This window comes from Phyllobacterium sp. 1468 (assembly GCF_031455525.1).
Classification (GTDB): domain Bacteria; phylum Pseudomonadota; class Alphaproteobacteria; order Rhizobiales; family Rhizobiaceae; genus Phyllobacterium.
Genome location: NZ_JAVDSX010000010.1, coordinates 122,915 through 139,936 on the forward strand (window position 1 = coordinate 122,915; position 17,022 = coordinate 139,936).

14 protein-coding genes and 2 pseudogenes are annotated in these 17,022 nt (G+C 55.6%); 4 read left to right on the forward strand and 12 right to left on the reverse strand.

Annotation, left to right across the window (positions count from 1 at the left end; all coding sequences use genetic code 11):
* Positions 1-23 precede the first annotated feature (23 nt).
* Positions 24-725: pseudogene (locus J2X72_RS21915) on the reverse strand (IS6 family transposase).
* A gap of 72 nt (positions 726-797) precedes the next feature.
* On the opposite strand from J2X72_RS21915, the pseudogene J2X72_RS21920 reads away from it, so the two are divergent.
* Positions 798-1,868: pseudogene (locus J2X72_RS21920) on the forward strand (ISL3 family transposase); the annotation flags it as partial.
* Between the two features lie 883 nt (positions 1,869-2,751).
* Here J2X72_RS21920 and J2X72_RS21925 read toward each other — a convergent pair.
* The gene (locus tag J2X72_RS21925; protein ID WP_310075442.1) at positions 2,752-3,024 is read right to left on the reverse strand and encodes a hypothetical protein; all 273 of its coding nucleotides are present in this window, start codon (positions 3,022-3,024) and stop codon (positions 2,752-2,754) included.
* Between the two features lie 56 nt (positions 3,025-3,080).
* Between J2X72_RS21925 and J2X72_RS21930 the strand changes: the two genes are divergently transcribed.
* Entirely contained in the window at positions 3,081-3,509 is a 429-nt protein-coding gene (locus J2X72_RS21930; RefSeq protein ID WP_310075445.1) for a hypothetical protein, read from the forward strand.
* 54 nt (positions 3,510-3,563) lie between these two features.
* Here the strand turns inward: J2X72_RS21930 and J2X72_RS21935 are convergent, their stop codons facing one another.
* The 3 genes from J2X72_RS21935 to J2X72_RS21945 form a co-directional block, all read right to left on the reverse strand.
* On the reverse strand, positions 3,564-3,791 hold the full coding sequence (locus J2X72_RS21935) for a hypothetical protein (protein WP_310075447.1): 228 nt from the start codon (positions 3,789-3,791) through the stop codon (positions 3,564-3,566).
* A gap of 713 nt (positions 3,792-4,504) precedes the next feature.
* Positions 4,505-5,644 (reverse strand): helix-turn-helix transcriptional regulator, encoded by a 1,140-nt coding sequence (locus J2X72_RS21940; protein ID WP_310075449.1) that lies wholly within the window; start codon positions 5,642-5,644, stop codon positions 4,505-4,507.
* Between the two features lie 260 nt (positions 5,645-5,904).
* Positions 5,905-7,500, reverse strand: a complete 1,596-nt coding sequence (locus tag J2X72_RS21945; RefSeq protein WP_310075451.1) for an alpha/beta hydrolase — start codon at positions 7,498-7,500, stop codon at positions 5,905-5,907.
* A gap of 401 nt (positions 7,501-7,901) precedes the next feature.
* Between J2X72_RS21945 and J2X72_RS21950 the strand changes: the two genes are divergently transcribed.
* Both J2X72_RS21950 and J2X72_RS21955 read left to right on the forward strand, forming a co-directional pair.
* Positions 7,902-8,414 (forward strand): hypothetical protein, encoded by a 513-nt coding sequence (locus J2X72_RS21950; protein WP_310075453.1) that lies wholly within the window; start codon positions 7,902-7,904, stop codon positions 8,412-8,414.
* A 554-nt stretch (positions 8,415-8,968) separates the two neighbouring features.
* Positions 8,969-9,283 (forward strand): hypothetical protein, encoded by a 315-nt coding sequence (locus tag J2X72_RS21955; protein WP_310075454.1) that lies wholly within the window; start codon positions 8,969-8,971, stop codon positions 9,281-9,283.
* 60 nt (positions 9,284-9,343) lie between these two features.
* Here the strand turns inward: J2X72_RS21955 and J2X72_RS21960 are convergent, their stop codons facing one another.
* The 7 genes from J2X72_RS21960 to J2X72_RS21990 all read right to left on the reverse strand — a co-directional run bounded on the left by J2X72_RS21960 (position 9,344) and on the right by J2X72_RS21990 (position 16,791).
* Positions 9,344-9,862, reverse strand: a complete 519-nt coding sequence (locus J2X72_RS21960) for a DUF995 domain-containing protein (protein ID WP_310075457.1) — start codon at positions 9,860-9,862, stop codon at positions 9,344-9,346.
* Positions 9,863-9,996: 134 nt separating this feature from the next.
* On the reverse strand, positions 9,997-10,941 hold the full coding sequence (locus tag J2X72_RS21965; protein ID WP_310075459.1) for a glycoside hydrolase family 26 protein: 945 nt from the start codon (positions 10,939-10,941) through the stop codon (positions 9,997-9,999).
* A 15-nt stretch (positions 10,942-10,956) separates the two neighbouring features.
* The gene (locus J2X72_RS21970; RefSeq protein ID WP_405044758.1) at positions 10,957-11,517 is read right to left on the reverse strand and encodes a DUF995 domain-containing protein; all 561 of its coding nucleotides are present in this window, start codon (positions 11,515-11,517) and stop codon (positions 10,957-10,959) included.
* Positions 11,504-12,934: a UDP-glucose/GDP-mannose dehydrogenase family protein gene (locus J2X72_RS21975; RefSeq protein WP_310075460.1), complete on the reverse strand. Its 1,431-nt coding sequence runs from the start codon at positions 12,932-12,934 to the stop codon at positions 11,504-11,506. The genes J2X72_RS21970 and J2X72_RS21975 overlap by 14 nt, the downstream gene beginning before the upstream one ends.
* A 13-nt stretch (positions 12,935-12,947) precedes the next feature.
* The gene (locus J2X72_RS21980; RefSeq protein WP_310075462.1) at positions 12,948-14,795 is read right to left on the reverse strand and encodes a glycosyltransferase family 2 protein; all 1,848 of its coding nucleotides are present in this window, start codon (positions 14,793-14,795) and stop codon (positions 12,948-12,950) included.
* Positions 14,792-15,778, reverse strand: a complete 987-nt coding sequence (gene galE, locus J2X72_RS21985; protein ID WP_310075464.1) for a UDP-glucose 4-epimerase GalE — start codon at positions 15,776-15,778, stop codon at positions 14,792-14,794. The genes J2X72_RS21980 and galE overlap by 4 nt, the downstream gene beginning before the upstream one ends.
* Positions 15,778-16,791, reverse strand: coding sequence for a UDP-glucuronic acid decarboxylase family protein (locus tag J2X72_RS21990; protein ID WP_405044759.1), 1,014 nt, complete (start codon positions 16,789-16,791; stop codon positions 15,778-15,780). Before J2X72_RS21990 ends, galE begins: the two co-directional genes overlap by 1 nt.
* Between the last annotated feature and the right edge of the window lie 231 nt (positions 16,792-17,022).

The following is a 17,022-nucleotide window of genomic DNA, read 5'->3' on the forward strand; positions in this document are numbered from 1 at the left end:
CAAAGCTTGGTGGATGCCGGACTTCAGGCGGCAACACCGGTGACGGATCTCCAGTGTGCAAGTGCGCTAATGCGATGGAGGTGGATTGCAAGGGCGGTGCGTCTTGTCCGAGGCGGCACGAAGAGATTGCGGACCGCGGAGAAAGCTGAGAGGAACCGTTGAAGGCTTCCCGATGATCGAAATGTTTGCATCACCCGCTCCCGTTTTCGCAGCGGCAGATGCGAATTCTCCGCTCGATTGTTTAATCCTTTGTGGGAACGGTGCTCGAGGGTTGGCATGATCTGGCGTCTTGCGGCGGCGTAAGATCGCAGCTTGTCGGTGATGATCCGCTTTGGCGCTAAGCCCTGCTTTTTCAGCAGACGAACAAGCAAGTGTTTGGCAGCCTTGGTATTGCGGCGGTTCTGCACGATCTCGTCGAGCACGTAGCCATCCTGATCGACGGCACGCCAGAGCCCGTGTTCTTGCCGGCGATGGTGATCACGACCTCGTCCAGGTTCCAAATGTCGCTTGAGCTTGGCTGCATCCTGCGCAGACGACGAGCATAGACCGGGCCGAACTGCTTTGCCCAGCATCGGGTGGTCTCGTAAGAAACAACGATCCCTCGCTCCAGCAGCATTTCCTCGACCAGACGCAGGGAGCGGAAACCGGAAATACAACCAAACCGTATGGGCGATGAGCGCCGGTGGAAAGCGGTGACGTTTGTAGCTGACTTGTGATCGGGTCATGCTTCCCGGAGCGGCTCTTCCTCAATTTCTGTGGTTAACAGAGTGTTAGCGCCGCGATTGCTATCTGCGGTGATGCGAACGCAATTGAAATGGTCACCCGGCCCAGGGGTCAAAGTTCTGGGTATCACCCTTCAAGATGAAGAAAACTGGGTTGTTTCTGCCGCTGCGAAACCTGTTGGTATCTGCCCGGATTGCGGAAGGCGAAGCCGGCACCGGCACGGCTGGCACAACCGCCTCTTCCAGGACTTGCCTGTTCAGGGTCAAGTTGTGAAAATCAAACTCGCCCTGAACCGGTGGCAGTGTAGGCACCGGAAATGCGGGCGACGAACCTTCACCGACAGGTTGCCCGAGATTGCTTCACCCTATACGCGACGAACTGAACGGATGGATGAGATTGTACGCTTGATTGGCCACAAGATGGGCGGTCGCCCGGGGGAATACTTGATGCATCGGCTCGGCATGCCGGTCAGTGACGACACGATCTTGCGGCAATTGAAGCGCAATAATCCGGCGTCCATGCAAAAAGACAATATTCGGGTTGTAGGCATTGATGATTGGAGCTGGGCGCATTCCTCGCGGTACGGCACGATCATGGTCGATCTTGAGCGTCAATCGGTCGTCGATGTTCTGGACGACCGCAGCGTTGAGAGCGCGAAAGCATGGTTGCAACAACGTCCGACGATCGAAGTTGTTAGCCGAGATCGCTGTGGCCTGTATGCCCAGGCAGCCCGGGAGGGCGCACCGCAGGCGCGCCAGGTGGCTGACCGTTTTCATCTGGTCCAAAATCTCAGGGCGGCGATTAAGGAACAGATGAGCGTTTATGGCCACGCCCATGTTAGACCCATTCTCTCCGAAGATGCTATCGCCAGCGCTACGGCACAACACCGCCGAGCCCGCTTGCAGCACAGACAATCCCGTCAGGAAATATTCGCCACGCTTCAAGCTTTGCGCCAGCAGGGCCTCACCTACAGCGAGGTTGCAAGGCGGACCGGATACGAGCGCCGTAGTATCGCGAATTGGCTCACTTCTAACGCACCTCGAGACAGAAACCGAGCAGCATTGAATCCGACATCGCCGTTGTATTTTGAAACTTTTCTGGCTGAATGCTGGAAGAATGGAAACCGCATTGGGCGCCATCTATTTCCCAGTCGCGCCGGCCCAGAACTGATGAGGGCAAGAATGCTGCCGCTGAATCACTGAAATTGAGGATGAACCGAATTAAAGACAAAGTGACAGCCGCCTGAACCAACGCGCGATCCTCATGCTGCTTCCTTCTTTGCCTTTCGAAACAGGGGCAAGCCAAGCAGCGGCTCGCAGTCCCTCGGCCGAGCAAATCATTGTCTTTCCGAGCAAAGTCGTCCTCCGAATGATGGTCTTCATCACAGGCCGCGAGGCTGAATGCGACCCGAGCGTAGTTGCGGTTCGGCTCCTGACGATAGGGATAGGCACGAGCAATAAACTCATTCATCAAGGCTGAAGCGGCCCTCATGTTGCAGAACCTTGTGTTCCCGCTGACGATCAAACCCGACACCACCACGATCGAGGTCGACGGTAGGAAATGCAGCTGTCCCCGGGAATGTCTGTGACGGTCGAAGTCAAGACCGGCAAGCGGCGGATCCCGGAGGCGATGTGGTCAGCATTCCCGGTGGAGCCGAGCATGGATTCGTAAATGTGAGTGACAAGCCGGCACGGCAGTACATTCTCATCACCCCTGCCTTGGATGCTGCCGCTTTTTTCACCGAGTTAGAGTCCGTCACGGCGACCGGAATACCCGACAAGGCTGCCCTGAATCGCCTCGGTGCACACTGGGGGATGAATTCCTTGGAGCACCGCTAAGACCTACCGACCTACCGACCTAGGCTTTAGACGCGAAGTCGCTCTGGTTCTGCAGGAGTTCCGGTTCCGGTATGTTTTCGAATGTCCGCTTTTGGCATTCCACAAATTTGTTACAATGTCTGCATCGAGGGCGTGAGCGGATGTTCGGACGCTGGCCTGCCCGACAATCCTTCGCTAAATATTTCGGGCGCTATTTCTGTTTCGGTGGTGTGTTGACGAGGTGTCGCGCTGACGTTTTCCCAATCACGGTTGCGCTGGGTTTCTCCCATTGTTGACCGAAGTTAAGGAAATTGTGGTCACCATAGCCCCCGTTGTCATGAATATCGAGGTGGTCTGGCGCGCGATCCGTAAACGGAATGCCGCCAGCTGGATTATACTCGTAAAAGTATCCCTCCGCGTATGCACTCATCGGTAGGCTTGACAGCCCTATCATAGTGATAAAAATCATTGGTTTGATGGACATCTGCATCTCCTGGTTGATATTCTTGTGCTTGGCGACCGTGCCGCTTAGGTGTTGTGGTGCCTGCGACCCAGTCCAATTTGGATACCCCAGAGTTGGAAAAAGGGGACGAAGTTTTGCAATTTTTGTTTGTCTGGTATTGGGAGGTCCGGGCGTCGCCCATAGCTGTCTATCTGTCTGGGATAGAAGGCCACGGCTTCGACATAGCTATCCTGTCTCAGCAAAACCCCGTCATAGCCCAGACCGATTATTCTTTCCCGAGCATGCCGAACCGGACGGAAGATCCTGGATGCCGCCTGATATTCGTCATGGGGAAGATTCCCATCAAGAATATAAGGGTTTTGCAGGGTCACCTTGGCAACCACTGGATCAAGGCCATCCGAGTACACCCGTTCAAGTTCGAAATCGTTGGAGAAGTAAAAGCCACGCCCAAAGGCACCGCATTCATTGCACTCATTGACATTAAAGCCCTGGAATTCAGAATCTGAACCGTGACATAAGGTTAAAGTGATTGGGGACATCGCCAAGCCTCGCGAGGTGGATCAGTGGATATAACCGTGATTTTCCAACGATGTGCTGTCGTCAAACCGCATCAGCAGCTGCTCGTATTGGGACGGATGGTTGAGACGAACCCATTCGGTCGCTCCATATAAAAATGCAATCTCCACAGCACTCTTGAGCCTGGCCCTAAGGCCCTCGACAGTCACCACTGGAATTTCTGTCTGCCTGGTCGCAGGCAACAGTTCTCCTTCTAGTGATTTGTTTGACATTTTAGTTCCCTTCACCGTTCAGACCGCGGTTACTGCAGCAAATGCCGACGACGGAGCGCCGCTTATCTTGGACAATGGTGGAAGGAAATCGTCTTTTTTGGTATTATACTCACGTATCGTTCCGTTAAACATTGGTCGAACGGCAGTCCTCATCTGCACCCTCAATTTCTGGCGGAATATGCTGCTCGCGACGCTGCTGCCCTCGTCGGCCTTGGTCTGATTCGGGCTCCGCCCTTGGGGATTGGCCAATACTTCAGGAATGGAGCGCTTGGGAAAATCATGCCCGATTTTCGTCGCCGGGCGCTTCCCGTATGCCTCATCGTAGCGAACCGGAGCAATCTGTCGCGCCGGGTGCGCACATTCATGAAATGGCAGCATCCGGCGTAATTCTCCCGCTGGTAGCTATCTGGCAAATCTCGACGTCGTGCCCGCGGATTTCAACAATTTCGGTGCGCGGCGCATGAACCACGAAACCATGATGCGGGGTGGATTCGGCAACCATCGTTGACGCAACCTCGTGGTGCCTGAGGTGGAGGGAGGAATACCAAAACGGCAACGAGGCGGGATCATGGTCCCGCCTTTATTTGTCCTGCCTCAGTAAGCAGACCGTTCTAACGCTGCAATCGACGAGATCAGAGTTTAAGAGGCGCCTTCCTTGGCGACAACTTTCCCGAAATATAATGGATATTTACCACTATACGACAGACGTAACTCTAAGAATGGTTGGCTTCGAACATACCACCCGCAACCGTCGATGCAGTAGGGTGACCTGCCATTCTCGCAAGCAGCGCGCCCAATTCCGCCTGCCGATGGGTGTCTGTTTTGGCAAAGACCGTTTTCAACTGGGTCCTAGCGGTTTCGTAGGTGACTCCCAACCGATCCGCAACCGTTCTCAACTCCTCGCCCGATGAGACCAGGCGCGCCAGTCTCGCCTCTGCAGGTGTCAGGCCGAAGCAATTCTGCAAAGCAATCTCTGGTGGTTTGGGATAGATGTCCGGATCGATAAACACGACTACAACCTGGCATGATGTGAACGCATTCGTGGCACTTGTCTGCAGACGAGAAGGGTACGCAAGCAACGGCCTGCCCTGAAGGCGCGGCAACGGTATAGGGCTTAACATTGCTGGCGGGTTCGGATGCCGTAACAGAGCATGCAACGCGCGCCTGAGGGCGTTGGTGGCCTCCCTGTCGATACATGCCAATTGACGCCCCGTAACGAGAATATCTCGGCCGAACATCTTTTCTGCAGGCTCATTCGCCATGATGACGGCAGCGTTCCTGTCAAGCATGACTGCAGGCGTACCGCTTTTACTGAAAGCGTCCAGCGCACCTTCTGCACGCGCAAAACTCAGCATTTTTGCGAGCGCTGCAGCAGAGCCCAACTGTCTGGAGAGCCCGGCAAGACTTTGCAACTCGGAAGGCGAGAAGGGGCCCTGCTGGATGGATCGCTGGATGGACAGGCACCAGAGGTCTTCGCCTGCCGCAATCTTTACTCCCGCATACCATCGCAAACCGAAAGGGGCCAGAAATTCTTGGTAGTATGGTTGCCTGCTAATCGCTTCAGGTGTCAGAGCGTCAAGATCACTGACAACGCCGCGCCTGACCATGAGAGGCGCTAGACGGTAACGTTCGTCCCGGTCGATCCAGCCGTCCCGGACATATGCCTCGAACGCTGGACCCATTTCACTGCTGCGAGGAATGCTGGGTAAATGGCTTCTTATGTCGAACAACATTGAGCCAAAGCTTCCCGTAGCGGTCGCGACCACATCCATTGCGGCGTCCCAGCCGGCAGGATCAGTCGCTGCTGCGATTATGGCATTCCCCACCGCTTCGAGATCAAAAGCTGTACGCATCTCCTTCCCCCAGTCCGGACTTTATATTAGCGGACTGGAAACATCGAGTCCTCCGAGTTCGAGGGAGCCTAGTCAATACGATTATAGCCAATCGGACACGCGACCAATTCTTGTTTGAGACAAGGTCGCAAGTCCAATGCTGGAAATCGTTCTAGTTAGTCTCCACCGGGAGGCCCATAGTGAGGCTCGCTCGCCGCAGTGCAGGCAGACCTCAGCCGTCCGTCTCAGGGATATCTGAAAATACTATGCTCGCGGAGAAACTACGGACCTGACACCCAGTGCTTCCTCGGCAAGGGGGAGACGGCCAAAGCTTCCGACGCCGGAGGTGAATCTTCCTCAGGACCCAAAAAATTTGGTCCTTCCATCTTGGCTAGACAGGGTGTCGTGATTGGAGCTTTTGGGGCGTTCAAAAAATCTGAGACTACCTCCCCGCCGCAAGGTGTCGTATCGACTACATCGTGACCTATGCCACGGAATACCACCAGCTGGCTGCTCCCGGTATTCCCTGCGACATATTTCGACCATTTTGAGGGTGTCGCTGGGTCATATTCTCCGGACAACAGCAGAACCGGAACCTGATTTGCCTTGAGCGATTTGTGAGTTTCAACGGGTTTTGCCGACGGCCAAAGCGGGCACGCCCACGTATAGATGTTGTCCGCTGCCCAGTGGTCGAAGAGCGGGAATTTAACGGTTGGCGCAGAGGGAGGAACGTTGTCATTGCACACGATGGAAATATGAACCCCATCCGCAAAATCGGATTTATCGTCCCCGGACAGATCGTCACCAAGTATTTCGACGAGCATTCTGTAATCCTGCTCGTTGGTGTCCTTGATCAACTGCGGCAGCACTTCGATCGCACCTCGGTCGTAGAAGCCGTCGAACAGCAGCTCAAGAAAATCGTCTCCCGACACCCGTATGAAGCGGACCGATCCTTCGACGTCCCCTAGCCGAAGCAACACAGGCTGGACATTGAGTTGCTGCACTATCCCGCCGATCATCGTCATCAGATTTGGAAAATTTTTGGAACAGCCCGAGTGCTTGTTGCAATCCATTTCGAGCGTTCTTAGTGCGCTGTCGAGACTGTTGGAACCCTGGTCAACATATCCCACATCAAGGGGAAGCGTCGAATCGAGGACAACAGCGACTACGTCCTCGGGATGGTCTTCCAGCACCTGCAGGGCGAGTTTCGTTCCGTACGAAATGCCGTACAACACCCATTTTTCGATGCCAAGCGCGATGCGCAAATCGTGGATGTCGGCTGCGTTTTCGATTGTGTTGTAGGCCCTTAGGTCGATGCCCTTCTTTAACAAGGCATCGCGGCACGCCGTAACATCGCGTTTCTGCGCCAAGTCAAACTCAACCACTTCATCGACCTTGGAGACGACCTCGCTCCATACCGACGGTGTGTAATGTGCTGAGCAATCCAATGGAGGTTCCGCGCGGCCCACACCCCGCTGATCCACCACGACGAGCCGTCTGCCGCGCAACCATCGGCCGTTGTCGATGAAACTCAACCACTGGGCAATATCTTCTCCGTTGTCGATCATGGCCATTTGACCAGGTCCCCCGGTCAGGTAAACAATCGGCTCGTGCCGCGTTCGATCAGGTTCGAAAACGACCACTGGCAGCTTGATCAGTCGACTGGTTGTTTTGTTGCGGTTCTCGGGGACGGTCAGGTACCCGCACTTTAGTTCGCGATCTCGCGGCAGGTCGAACCAGCAGCTCGACTGTTCGAATTTACCTTCGGCATAGGCAGATGTGGCAAGACTTCCCATGGTCAACAAGAAGATCAGCAGAAAGCGGTTTGATTTTGCCAAGCGCGGCAAACACCACCGTCCAATCCGGATCGCAAGCATGACATTTGTCCCCCTGCTGACGGTCGGTTCGTCCAAGCCGCGCAGCACGGTCCAATGTAGAGCGATTATTGTGCGTGGCATCACCCGTTTGGGTGAAGATTTGGTTTGCCAAGGCTTGTATTTATGCTGCTCGAAATCGGTTCGTGGAGGAAGCAGCACCGGATTGTCTGGTTTCCGCAATAGGATCTTCACAGATTAATATTGTGCTCACCTCACATACACACTTCGTCCTATGAGGAAATATCAAGTTCCAGCGAACCGTTATTCTAATCGGCTGTTGCGAACAATTTTTTTAGGGAGATCGGCAATGTCTGCATCACGTCGTGCATTCCTATCCGCGCTTAGCGCCGGGCTGCTCTATGCGGCAGGCATCACCATGACTGGCGCTAAAGGAGGTGGCGGTGGCGGTGGAGGCGGCGGCGGGGGAGGCAATGGTGGAGGGGGAGGCGGAAAAGGCGGCGGGGGCAATGGTGGTGGTGGAAAGGGTGGCGGGGGCAAAGGTGGAAGTGGGAAAGGCGGAAGCGGTAGCGGGAAAAACGGCAATCACGGAGACTCTGGTGCAAGCGGAGCCAACCGCCTTCCTTGCTCCAATGCTGGTTCCGGCACAGCCGGGTGCTAGTTCGCGAAATTTGCAGATGGCAAGGGGTTCTATGAAAAAGTATCTGATCACCGCGGTGCCCTTGGCAGCCATTTTTCTGGTCACCAGCGCGCAGGCGAGCTCTGAGAAAAAACGCACTCTTGCCGCGTGCACTGCTGCGCTTGCGAAACAAAACCTCAGGCCCACCTCCGTCCCCCCGACTATGACATTCAACAGAAAGGGTAATCGGGTGAAGGTCGAGGGCAAGGTCACGGGCGGTGCCACTTTCGTTTGTAAAACACTCGAAAACGCGGTAGTCAGCCTCGAAGTTCAGTGAATGCACGGCGGGCTGACGGAAGCCTGAAACTCAGCGTGACCACCTTCAATTGACGACTTTGGCTCGGTTGTCCGAACTGAAGTTCTATCGGGATCAAGGAAAGAAACGGGTCCTATCTCAGTTTGCCGACATCGGGTTGTGTTCAAGTCGCTCGGCAATGAAGCCACGGTGTGGTCGCACTGCATTTTAATCAGGTTCTGCCTCAATTCTGTGATGACAAGGAAGCATGCGAGCGCTAAGGAGTTCGAAAACGGCATTTTCAAAGGAACATTTATCCGCCACTTGTGCGCTTATACAGGTGCGGATTCCATGCCGCGGTGAGGCTTAAGCCGACATCCATCAAAGCGGTACGCATCGCTGCTATACGTGCGAGTTAGTAATTGATCAATGGCGCTGTGCCGGGCGTGAAAGGGAAGATTTAGTCCTCCGATGACTTTTCAGTCGCGCCGGTCGAGAACCAACAACTTGCATAAAATTCTCAGGAAAGTTCGACCGGAAGCTTAAATCCTGTTCGCTAAAACGCTCTCCAGAACAACAACATTGGAGGCTACTACATGACGTTTTCTATCGCGCATCGGCCCAGTCTAAAATGGATGGCGGCAGCGGCAGTCGGACTGACGGTTGCCACGGTTCTTGGCGCAAGCGCACAAGCCGGAGAAAGCCGCAAACCAAAACAAGAGATGCGATCCGTCTACCTCGTCAAATATCGGGTCAATAATGAAATTCGTTATGGCAAATCTGCTGGCAAGATCGTGAAGGTGTCCGCCTCGCAATATATGAACAGCAATCCTTATGTCTGTACGCCCAGCGGCTTTGGGCAAAAAGCGCGTTGCTATGCTCCAGGCGTCCTCAAACGGCCGAACGTTTAAAGAGAGATGTCGTAATAAAGGAGCTGTCGCGCCTGGTCCGCCCGGCAGCTCCTCACCAAATTATCGACGAACGTCCTTGAGACGAGACACCTCCTTGCTCACCCGATCGCCTTTGACCAGCTTGAGCGCTTCATCATCCTTCTGGGCGGGATTATGCCGGAACACATACCAGCTGCCGCCCAAGCTTGGCTTTTGATAAATGACGCCGTCCTTTTCGCGATGCAGGAAACAAGTGACAGCGCCGCTTCCTCCCATCCTGTTTGACCACAGAGCCTGCAAGCAGAGCTTCCCGCCATTGGTCGCGTACCAGCGGCCCTCGCCGTAGGACCAGGCCGCCCCTTCGCGCGACACCGCGGCAAACTGATTCCGGTCAGCGGAAAAAAATCCACCACCGGTTTTCCATTTCCATGTACGGCCGGCATAGAGCTTTTCCAGTGCCATGGCCTTCATCGGCGACGCCGCGGCGGCAAGCTTTGCCGTCACGTCGTCCGTTTGTGGCCTGGATGCGGCGCTGGCATGGCCCGCGAGCAAGAGTACGGATAGCGTCGTACTTACGATAATTGAACGGATCGAATACATTTTTACTTCCTGACTAACAAAGCAGTTCCAGCGAGAATGGTAAGCTCCTGCGTTTGGAATCGCATAGAAACAAGGGATGGAGCGGTTCGGCAACAACGTGATGAAAAGTCGAACCGCCGGTGAAAAGCCGAAGATCAGTCCAGCGGATGGTTGGCGACGCGCCAATCAGGTCTGCCGACATTCCTCGGCCACTCATAAACTTCACGATCATTGAAGTAGACAACCGCAGTCATGGCAGGGAACTCGGTATGTGGCTTGTTTGCTTCTGCAGCCCAGCCGCGCACATAATCGTCGTCGCCTTCGTAGCCAAGCTCGGCAATGGCGATCGGTTTGCCAAAGCGTGCCACACGATCGTATCCGGGTTTCGTCCGCTCAACAAACGTCGTGTCGTGACCGACGTCCAATTTGTCATAGGGTTGATAGCCAAAGACCGACAGACCGATAATGTCGACATATTCATCCCCCGGATAATAGGCTTCCAGGCCTTCTTCTCCTTTCGGCGACCACATATATTTGGCCGTGGGAAATTGCTTGCGGCATACATCGTTGACATGTCGATAGGCCTTCACATAGCCCTCCGGCTTCCAGAAAGCCCAGGTGAATTGCCCGTCATTATCTTCCATCTCCTGCGCCCAGCGGATGGTGACAGGGCTTTTCAGCTGTGCAGCCGCAGAGCAGACCGCCGACATGTTGGAATCGTACCGTCCTGCCAGAATCCCGCTGAGCAGATCATCCGGGCTGACGCGCCAGTCACGCGCCCATGACCACGGTTCGATGGTGATCAAAAGGGACCGCCCGCGCGCCTGCGCATATGCATCTGCGGCACCGAGGGTTGTCAGATCGACGTCCTCCCAAGGCAAAAACAGGTGTTCGATCTTGGAATTGGAATCGTTGGTAAAGTCCCCGTGCGGATCGTAGGCACCGGGCGTTATTGATTCAGCCGTGATGATGGGCCGTTTGTCGTGAAACGGGTTGCGGCTGTCAATGCTCGCTCCTGACACACCGCTGGCAGCATATACACCACCGGAAACGAATGCGCCGCAAAGCAAAGCTGCGGATAGTCTAAAGAGACGTTTCATCGCCCTCTCCTTTTCTTATTGTTGAGGCAACTGGGCCGCGCCAAGCGCGGTTTTGATGATGTCGCGTTGTTGGGAAACCAGATCGGTGGAAACCAGTTTGCGGGCTTCGTCGCTGTCGCGGGCTTCAGCGTGGCGGAACACATACCACTTACCATCGGGCTCACGCCTTTGATAAATCGTTCCATTGCCGACACGATGCGAGAAACAGGTCTTGGCCGGAAATGCACCCTGCTGCGAATGCCATGTCGCATTGAGACACAACAGACCTTTTTCGGCGATGACCCAGCGCCCTTCCGCCCAGGATTTGCCCTTCTCGCCATCGGCCCAAGCACTGAATTGCCGTCCTGCATCTACATCTGTCATCTGCCCGGCTCCGTTATCCCACTGCCAGCTCTTGTTCTTATAGAGTCTGTAGATTTCGAAGGCCGTCATGGGGCGAGTTCCCGCCGGCTGTTCAGGAGCTTGCGACGACGCAGCAATCGCCGGTGCTGCAATGCAGGCTACAGCCCAGGCGACGGTCGTCATTATCCGGAAGCCGGGGAGGAAACGAACCTTTTCAGATTTAGAGATTGCCATTGGAACCTCCCACCATCTCGAAATGAGCGTCTTCCGGCTTTCGTCCTTGATGGACTTGTTCGGCCGTATGAGGCAACGCGGCGAAGGTGCTTGTATCATATCGAGCCGTCGTTGATCGGCCGATAGCCGATACACGAAACCCGATTTCTTCCGCAACACCCTGTTCAAAGGCATTTCTGAGATCGATCAATATCGCCTGGCGCATAGTCTTTTTCAGGCGCGCAAGGTCGAGTTTGCGAATGCTGTCCCATTCCGTGATGACAACAACAGCATCGGCGTTGCGCGCGCATTCATAGGCATCGTCAAAAAACTCGACATCCGAGAGGATGCGGCTGGCATTGTCCATACCCACGGGGTCATGGGCTCGGATAGTGGCGCCGAAACGCTGCAGGGTTTCGATGAGTGGAACGGAGGGGGCGTCACGCATGTCGTCTGTATCGGGTTTGAAAGTGAGACCCAGAACGGCGATCGTCCGGCCTTCCACATCACTGTCCAGAGCGTCCACGACTTTCAAAGCCATGCGGCGCTTGCGCGCTTCATTGGCGGTCACGGTTTCTTCTACGATACGCACCGCCACACCGTAGTCCTGAGCTGTGCGCAAAAGCGCCATCGTGTCTTTCGGGAAGCACGAGCCGCCGTAACCGGGACCGGCATTGAGGAAACTTGTTCCGATACGTTTGTCGAGACCCATGCCCAGCGCCAGTTCACTGACATTGCTGCCGACCTGTTCGCAAAGATCGGCCAGTTCATTGATGAAGGTGATCTTGGTCGCCAGAAACGCGTTGGCGGCATATTTGATCAGTTCCGAAGTCCGGCGCTGGGTGACCACGATGGGTGTCTCACGCGCTTCGAGAGGCGCGCCGTAGAGGTCCATGAGAACCTTGCGCGCGCGCTCATCCTCGACCCCGATCACGACGCGATCGGGCTCCAGAAAATCGCTGATAGCGACGCCCTCTCGCAAGAATTCAGGGTTGGACGCAACCGAGAAAGTGCCAGTTTGGCGTGCTGATCCAATGATCTTCTGCACGACATCGCCTGTGCCCACCGGAACGGTCGACTTCACGACCACAACGGCACCGTCGTCAATCAGCGGCGCCAGTTCCCGCGCGGCCATATAAACGAACGACAGATCAGCATCCCCGTGACCGGCGCGCGGCGGCGTGCCAACCGCGATGAACACGACCGATGCCCCCGCCAGGGCTTCGGCCAAATTGCACGTAAAGCTCAAGCGGCCTGCCGCAGAATTGCGCTCCACCAATTCATCCAGACCGGGCTCGTAAATCGGCACGATGCCGCGTTCGAGGCCGTCAATTTTCTGGGCGTTCTTGTCGACGCATACAACTTTATGGCCCCAGGTGGCGAAACAAGTCCCACTGACCAACCCAACGTAGCCGGTTCCTATGACTGCGATCTTCATTTTTGATTGCCTTTTATTGCTGGTTTGAATGGTTGGGAACGTTGGTGCGCCAACGCGGATTGAAGATGGTTTTGTGAACATCGCGGCCGCCGACGCCGGCGCCGGCAACTGCAAAGCGGTCATCGAACAGGGAAAAACTCTGGGTTCCCCATGCAAGCGCCTCGATACCGTCGCGTCCCCTTTCGGCCGTTGCAAAGCTCGGCAGAGCCACCAGAGCAAGCAGGCTGGCGGCAAGCGCCGGGCGATAAAACCACGCGCGGTAGCGAACCGTATTCTCGCGTGCATGTTGCAGAACGATAACGAACAGGAGCAGCGCATAGATCACGGCGTTGACGATGGCGAAGACATAAAAGCCACGGCTGTTTTCACTGGCGTCCGGGAGAAGTAGCACCGGCAGGATCGAGAGAAGCGCCAGGAAACCGTAGGGTGCGAGCACGCGGAACGGCAGAGGATCCACTTCGGACGCCCCCTTCGGTGTGACGCGGAAATCCACGAATGAACCCGTTGACCAATCGCGCAGCGCAGCCAGTGTTCCAGCCAGCGCCCAAGGCCAGCGCGCGAACAAAAACAGGGTCATTTCGACACTGAGTATTTTCGCATCATGCGAGCGGAATGTGCCGGAAGCGCGCCAGCGATAAGCCAGCACGATCAACATGATCGCCTGGGGCATAAAATGGTTCAGGAAAGCGGGATAGGTGACGGCAACAAAGCTATCCCCGATCACCAGCGCAATGATCGGCAAGACGAACATCAGCGCCATGAAAAGAGAAAACAGGGGATACCAGAATTGCGAGAACAGAAACTGGAATTTCAGTCGCGGCGGCAAATTACCAACAAGCCTTGGCGAATACTGCAGCAGGATCATCATCAGGCTGCGCGACCATTGGAACTCCTGCGTGATGAGATCGGCAAAGGTGCGGGGTCCGTCACCATGTGCGATGGCGTCGAGTGCATGCGCGCCGCGCCAGCCATGGGCATTCATCATCAAAGTGGTGGAATGATCTTCCGCCAATTCCGGTCCAAGGCCGCCAATTTCCTTCAATGCTGTCGTGCGAACCGCATAGTGCGATCCGATACAAAGCGGGGCCAGACCGTTGTTGTAACCGGCCTGCAGCGATCCATGCATACTGGCTTCTGCATAAAGACGTCCGCGCGCGGACCAGCTTTCATGGGCATTGCGATCGCAGATGCTGGGCGCGGAGACATAACCGACAGCCGGATCGGCGAAGGGACGCAGCATCTGAAACAGATAGTCCGAATCCGGCACATGATCGGCATCGAGCTGCACCACAAAATCATAAACGCCATAACCGTAATGGTCGTAGAAGAAGGCAAGATTGCCTTCCTTGCAGCGCGTGCGGCGCGGCCACGTCTTGCGGTGATAGTCCGCGCGTCCCCTGCGGGTGGAGACGAAGACACCATGCTCCTCACACCAGGCGAGAGTTGCCGGAGAAGGGTCTTCATCGGCAAGCCATGTGTGATGCGGTATATCCTGGGCCAGCATGGCGCGCAACGTCTCGGCCACCACCTCGAAAGGTTCCGAGGGCGCCTTAGTTACCACCATGGCGATGCGGCTTCCTGCCGGAAGTCTCAACGGGCCATTCGGGCGGCGCGCACGGAAAAACAGGACGATAAAATATGCTGGCAGCAACGTCACCCAGGCCAGGATGGCCGTGACCAGAACGGAGCCCGCAAGGTTCACATGGTTGGCAGGTTCAAGCCACCAGCGCCAAAAGTAGACAAGCGCCGCGGCCCACAGCGCTGCACCGAGCAGATATTCCACGCGCCGCCAGCCGGTAAAAACCGGAACCATCAAAGGCTCGCGTCGCGCCGCCTCCGTTATTGCCCGGGGTGTCTTCATGTCCGCACCTCCAGCCCAAAGAAGGGAGCAGCCGTGCGAATGATGGTATCGAGATCGGAATAAAGCGCCTGAAACCCAAGTTTTTCCGCTGCAAGCGCCGGATCGGCATAAAGCACCGGGGGATCGCCGGCACGGCGAGCGCGCATTTCGACTGGCACGTTACGGCCTGTCAGGCGCCGGATAGCATCGAGAATCTCCTTGATAGACGTGCCGTGTCCCGTGCCCAGATTGACGGCCAGATTGTTGCCGCCATTGACGAGATGTTCGACTGCCAGCACATGCGCGCGTGCCAGATCAGCGACATGGATGTAATCACGGATGCAGGTGCCGTCCGGCGTATTATAATCGATGCCAAAGATTTCCAGAAAGTCGATGGTGCCTGCGGCAGCCATCATGGCCCGCGGAATGAGGTGCGTTTCGGGATCGTGGGTTTCGCCGATTTCTCCGTCGATATCCGCTCCGGATGCATTGAAATAACGCAGTGCTACATAGCGCACATCATAAGCAGCCGCGTAATCGGCAAGCATCTGCTCCGCGATCAGCTTGGTGCGACCGTATGGGTTTATGGGGCGCTGCGTCTCGCCTTCGCGGATCGGCAGATGATCCGGAACGCCATAGGTTGCGCAGCTTGATGAAAAGATGACATTGCGCGCGCCGGCGAGACGGCAAGCTTCGAGCAGCGACTGCGTCCCGCCCACATTATTGCGGTAATATTTTGCCGGGTGTTCGACAGATTCGCCGACATAGGCCGAGGCGGCGAAATGGATCACCGCGATGGGATTGTGATCCTGGATAACCTCAATGAGCCGCTGCGTGTCGAGAATGTCGCCTTCGACGAAAGTTCCCCAACGCACGGATGCGAGATGCCCCGTCGAGAGATTGTCATAGACGACAGGTTCGTAACCCTGCTTCGACAAGAGCTTGGCGGTATGACTTCCAATAAAGCCCGCGCCGCCGACAACGAGTACTTTCTGTCCGCTCATCATGCCACCTCTGCGAGTTCCCCGTTGGGCCTCACCAGCTGGCGTTCGAAATAGGCTATTGTCGACTTCAGGCCGTCCGTCAGCGCAATGCTTGGCGCCCAACCGAGCTCCCGCTCTGCCAGCGTAATATCGGGCCGGCGTTGGCGCGGATCGTCTGTCGGCAGAGGGTGATAGACGATTTTGGATGACGAACCCGTCATGGCGACAATTTGCTCGGCCAATTCACGCACGGTGAATTCACCGGGATTGCCAATGTTGACCGGCGTGTGAATGGCCCGAGGGCTGTACATGAGCCGGTGAAAGCCTTCGATCAGGTCATCCACATAACAGAAGGAGCGGGTCTGCGATCCGTCGCCATAAACGGTGATATCTTCGCCCTTGAGCGCCTGTACGATGAAGTTGGATACCACCCGGCCGTCGTCTGGACGCATGCGCGGTCCATACGTATTGAAAATGCGCACGATACGAATGTCGACGCCATACTGTTTATGGAAGTCATAGAAAAGCGTCTCGGCGGAACGCTTGCCTTCGTCATAGCAGGAGCGCGGACCGAAAGAATTGACGTTGCCCCAATAGTTCTCGGGCTGCGGATGCACATGGGGATCGCCGTAGACCTCCGATGTGGAAGCCTGGAAAATCCGCGCCTGATAGTGTGCGGCGAGCTCAAGAAGATTGAGTGAACCGATCACGTTGGTTTTCATCGTATGGATCGGGTCGGCCTGATAGTGCGGCGGCGACGCCGGGCAGGCGAGATTATAGATCTCGTCTACCGGCAGATCGATCGGATCAACGATGTCGTGACGTACATAGCTGAACGTGTCAAAACGCAGGAGATGGCGCAAATTTTCCATTCGTCCCGTGGAAAAATTGTCCACACAGACGACGGTCCGGCCTTCACGCAAAAGAAGTTCACAAAGATGAGATCCTAGAAACCCTGCGCCGCCTGCAACAAGAACCCGCCGCTTGGAGGCGTGATCAGAGCGAAAGTTTGACGAATTGAAGACGATGCCCACAGAACTCTCCCAACAATAGAAATAATAGTTGCGCCAATGCTTCATGAGAAAGAAGAAATGTAAAATCTACTGAAACTGACAGCGCTTTACCGGCTTTCTTACTGAAGCAAATTTGATGGCTTTTGATATCGTTCGGGTGGCAGCATTGCGATATCGAAGAATCCGAAAACTATTCAATACGTTCATTTTTGCAGCTATCGACAGGCGTTCGTCGTGGATTTGATGACGCGG

What these genes read in the sequence shown, in the direction of transcription:
- J2X72_RS21925 (WP_310075442.1), bottom strand. Translation starts at nt 3,024, where the DNA reads ATGTCCATCAAACCAATGATTTTTATCACTATGATAGGGCTGTCAAGC.
- J2X72_RS21935 (WP_310075447.1), bottom strand. Translation starts at nt 3,791, where the DNA reads ATGTCAAACAAATCACTAGAAGGAGAACTGTTGCCTGCGACCAGGCAG.
- J2X72_RS21940 (WP_310075449.1), bottom strand. Translation starts at nt 5,644, where the DNA reads ATGCGTACAGCTTTTGATCTCGAAGCGGTGGGGAATGCCATAATCGCA.
- J2X72_RS21945 (WP_310075451.1), bottom strand. Translation starts at nt 7,500, where the DNA reads ATGCTTGCGATCCGGATTGGACGGTGGTGTTTGCCGCGCTTGGCAAAA.
- J2X72_RS21955 (WP_310075454.1), top strand. Translation starts at nt 8,969, where the DNA reads ATGACGTTTTCTATCGCGCATCGGCCCAGTCTAAAATGGATGGCGGCA.
- J2X72_RS21960 (WP_310075457.1), bottom strand. Translation starts at nt 9,862, where the DNA reads ATGTATTCGATCCGTTCAATTATCGTAAGTACGACGCTATCCGTACTC.
- J2X72_RS21965 (WP_310075459.1), bottom strand. Translation starts at nt 10,941, where the DNA reads ATGAAACGTCTCTTTAGACTATCCGCAGCTTTGCTTTGCGGCGCATTC.
- J2X72_RS21970 (WP_405044758.1), bottom strand. Translation starts at nt 11,517, where the DNA reads ATGGCAATCTCTAAATCTGAAAAGGTTCGTTTCCTCCCCGGCTTCCGG.
- J2X72_RS21975 (WP_310075460.1), bottom strand. Translation starts at nt 12,934, where the DNA reads ATGAAGATCGCAGTCATAGGAACCGGCTACGTTGGGTTGGTCAGTGGG.
- J2X72_RS21980 (WP_310075462.1), bottom strand. Translation starts at nt 14,795, where the DNA reads ATGAAGACACCCCGGGCAATAACGGAGGCGGCGCGACGCGAGCCTTTG.
- galE (WP_310075464.1), bottom strand. Translation starts at nt 15,778, where the DNA reads ATGAGCGGACAGAAAGTACTCGTTGTCGGCGGCGCGGGCTTTATTGGA.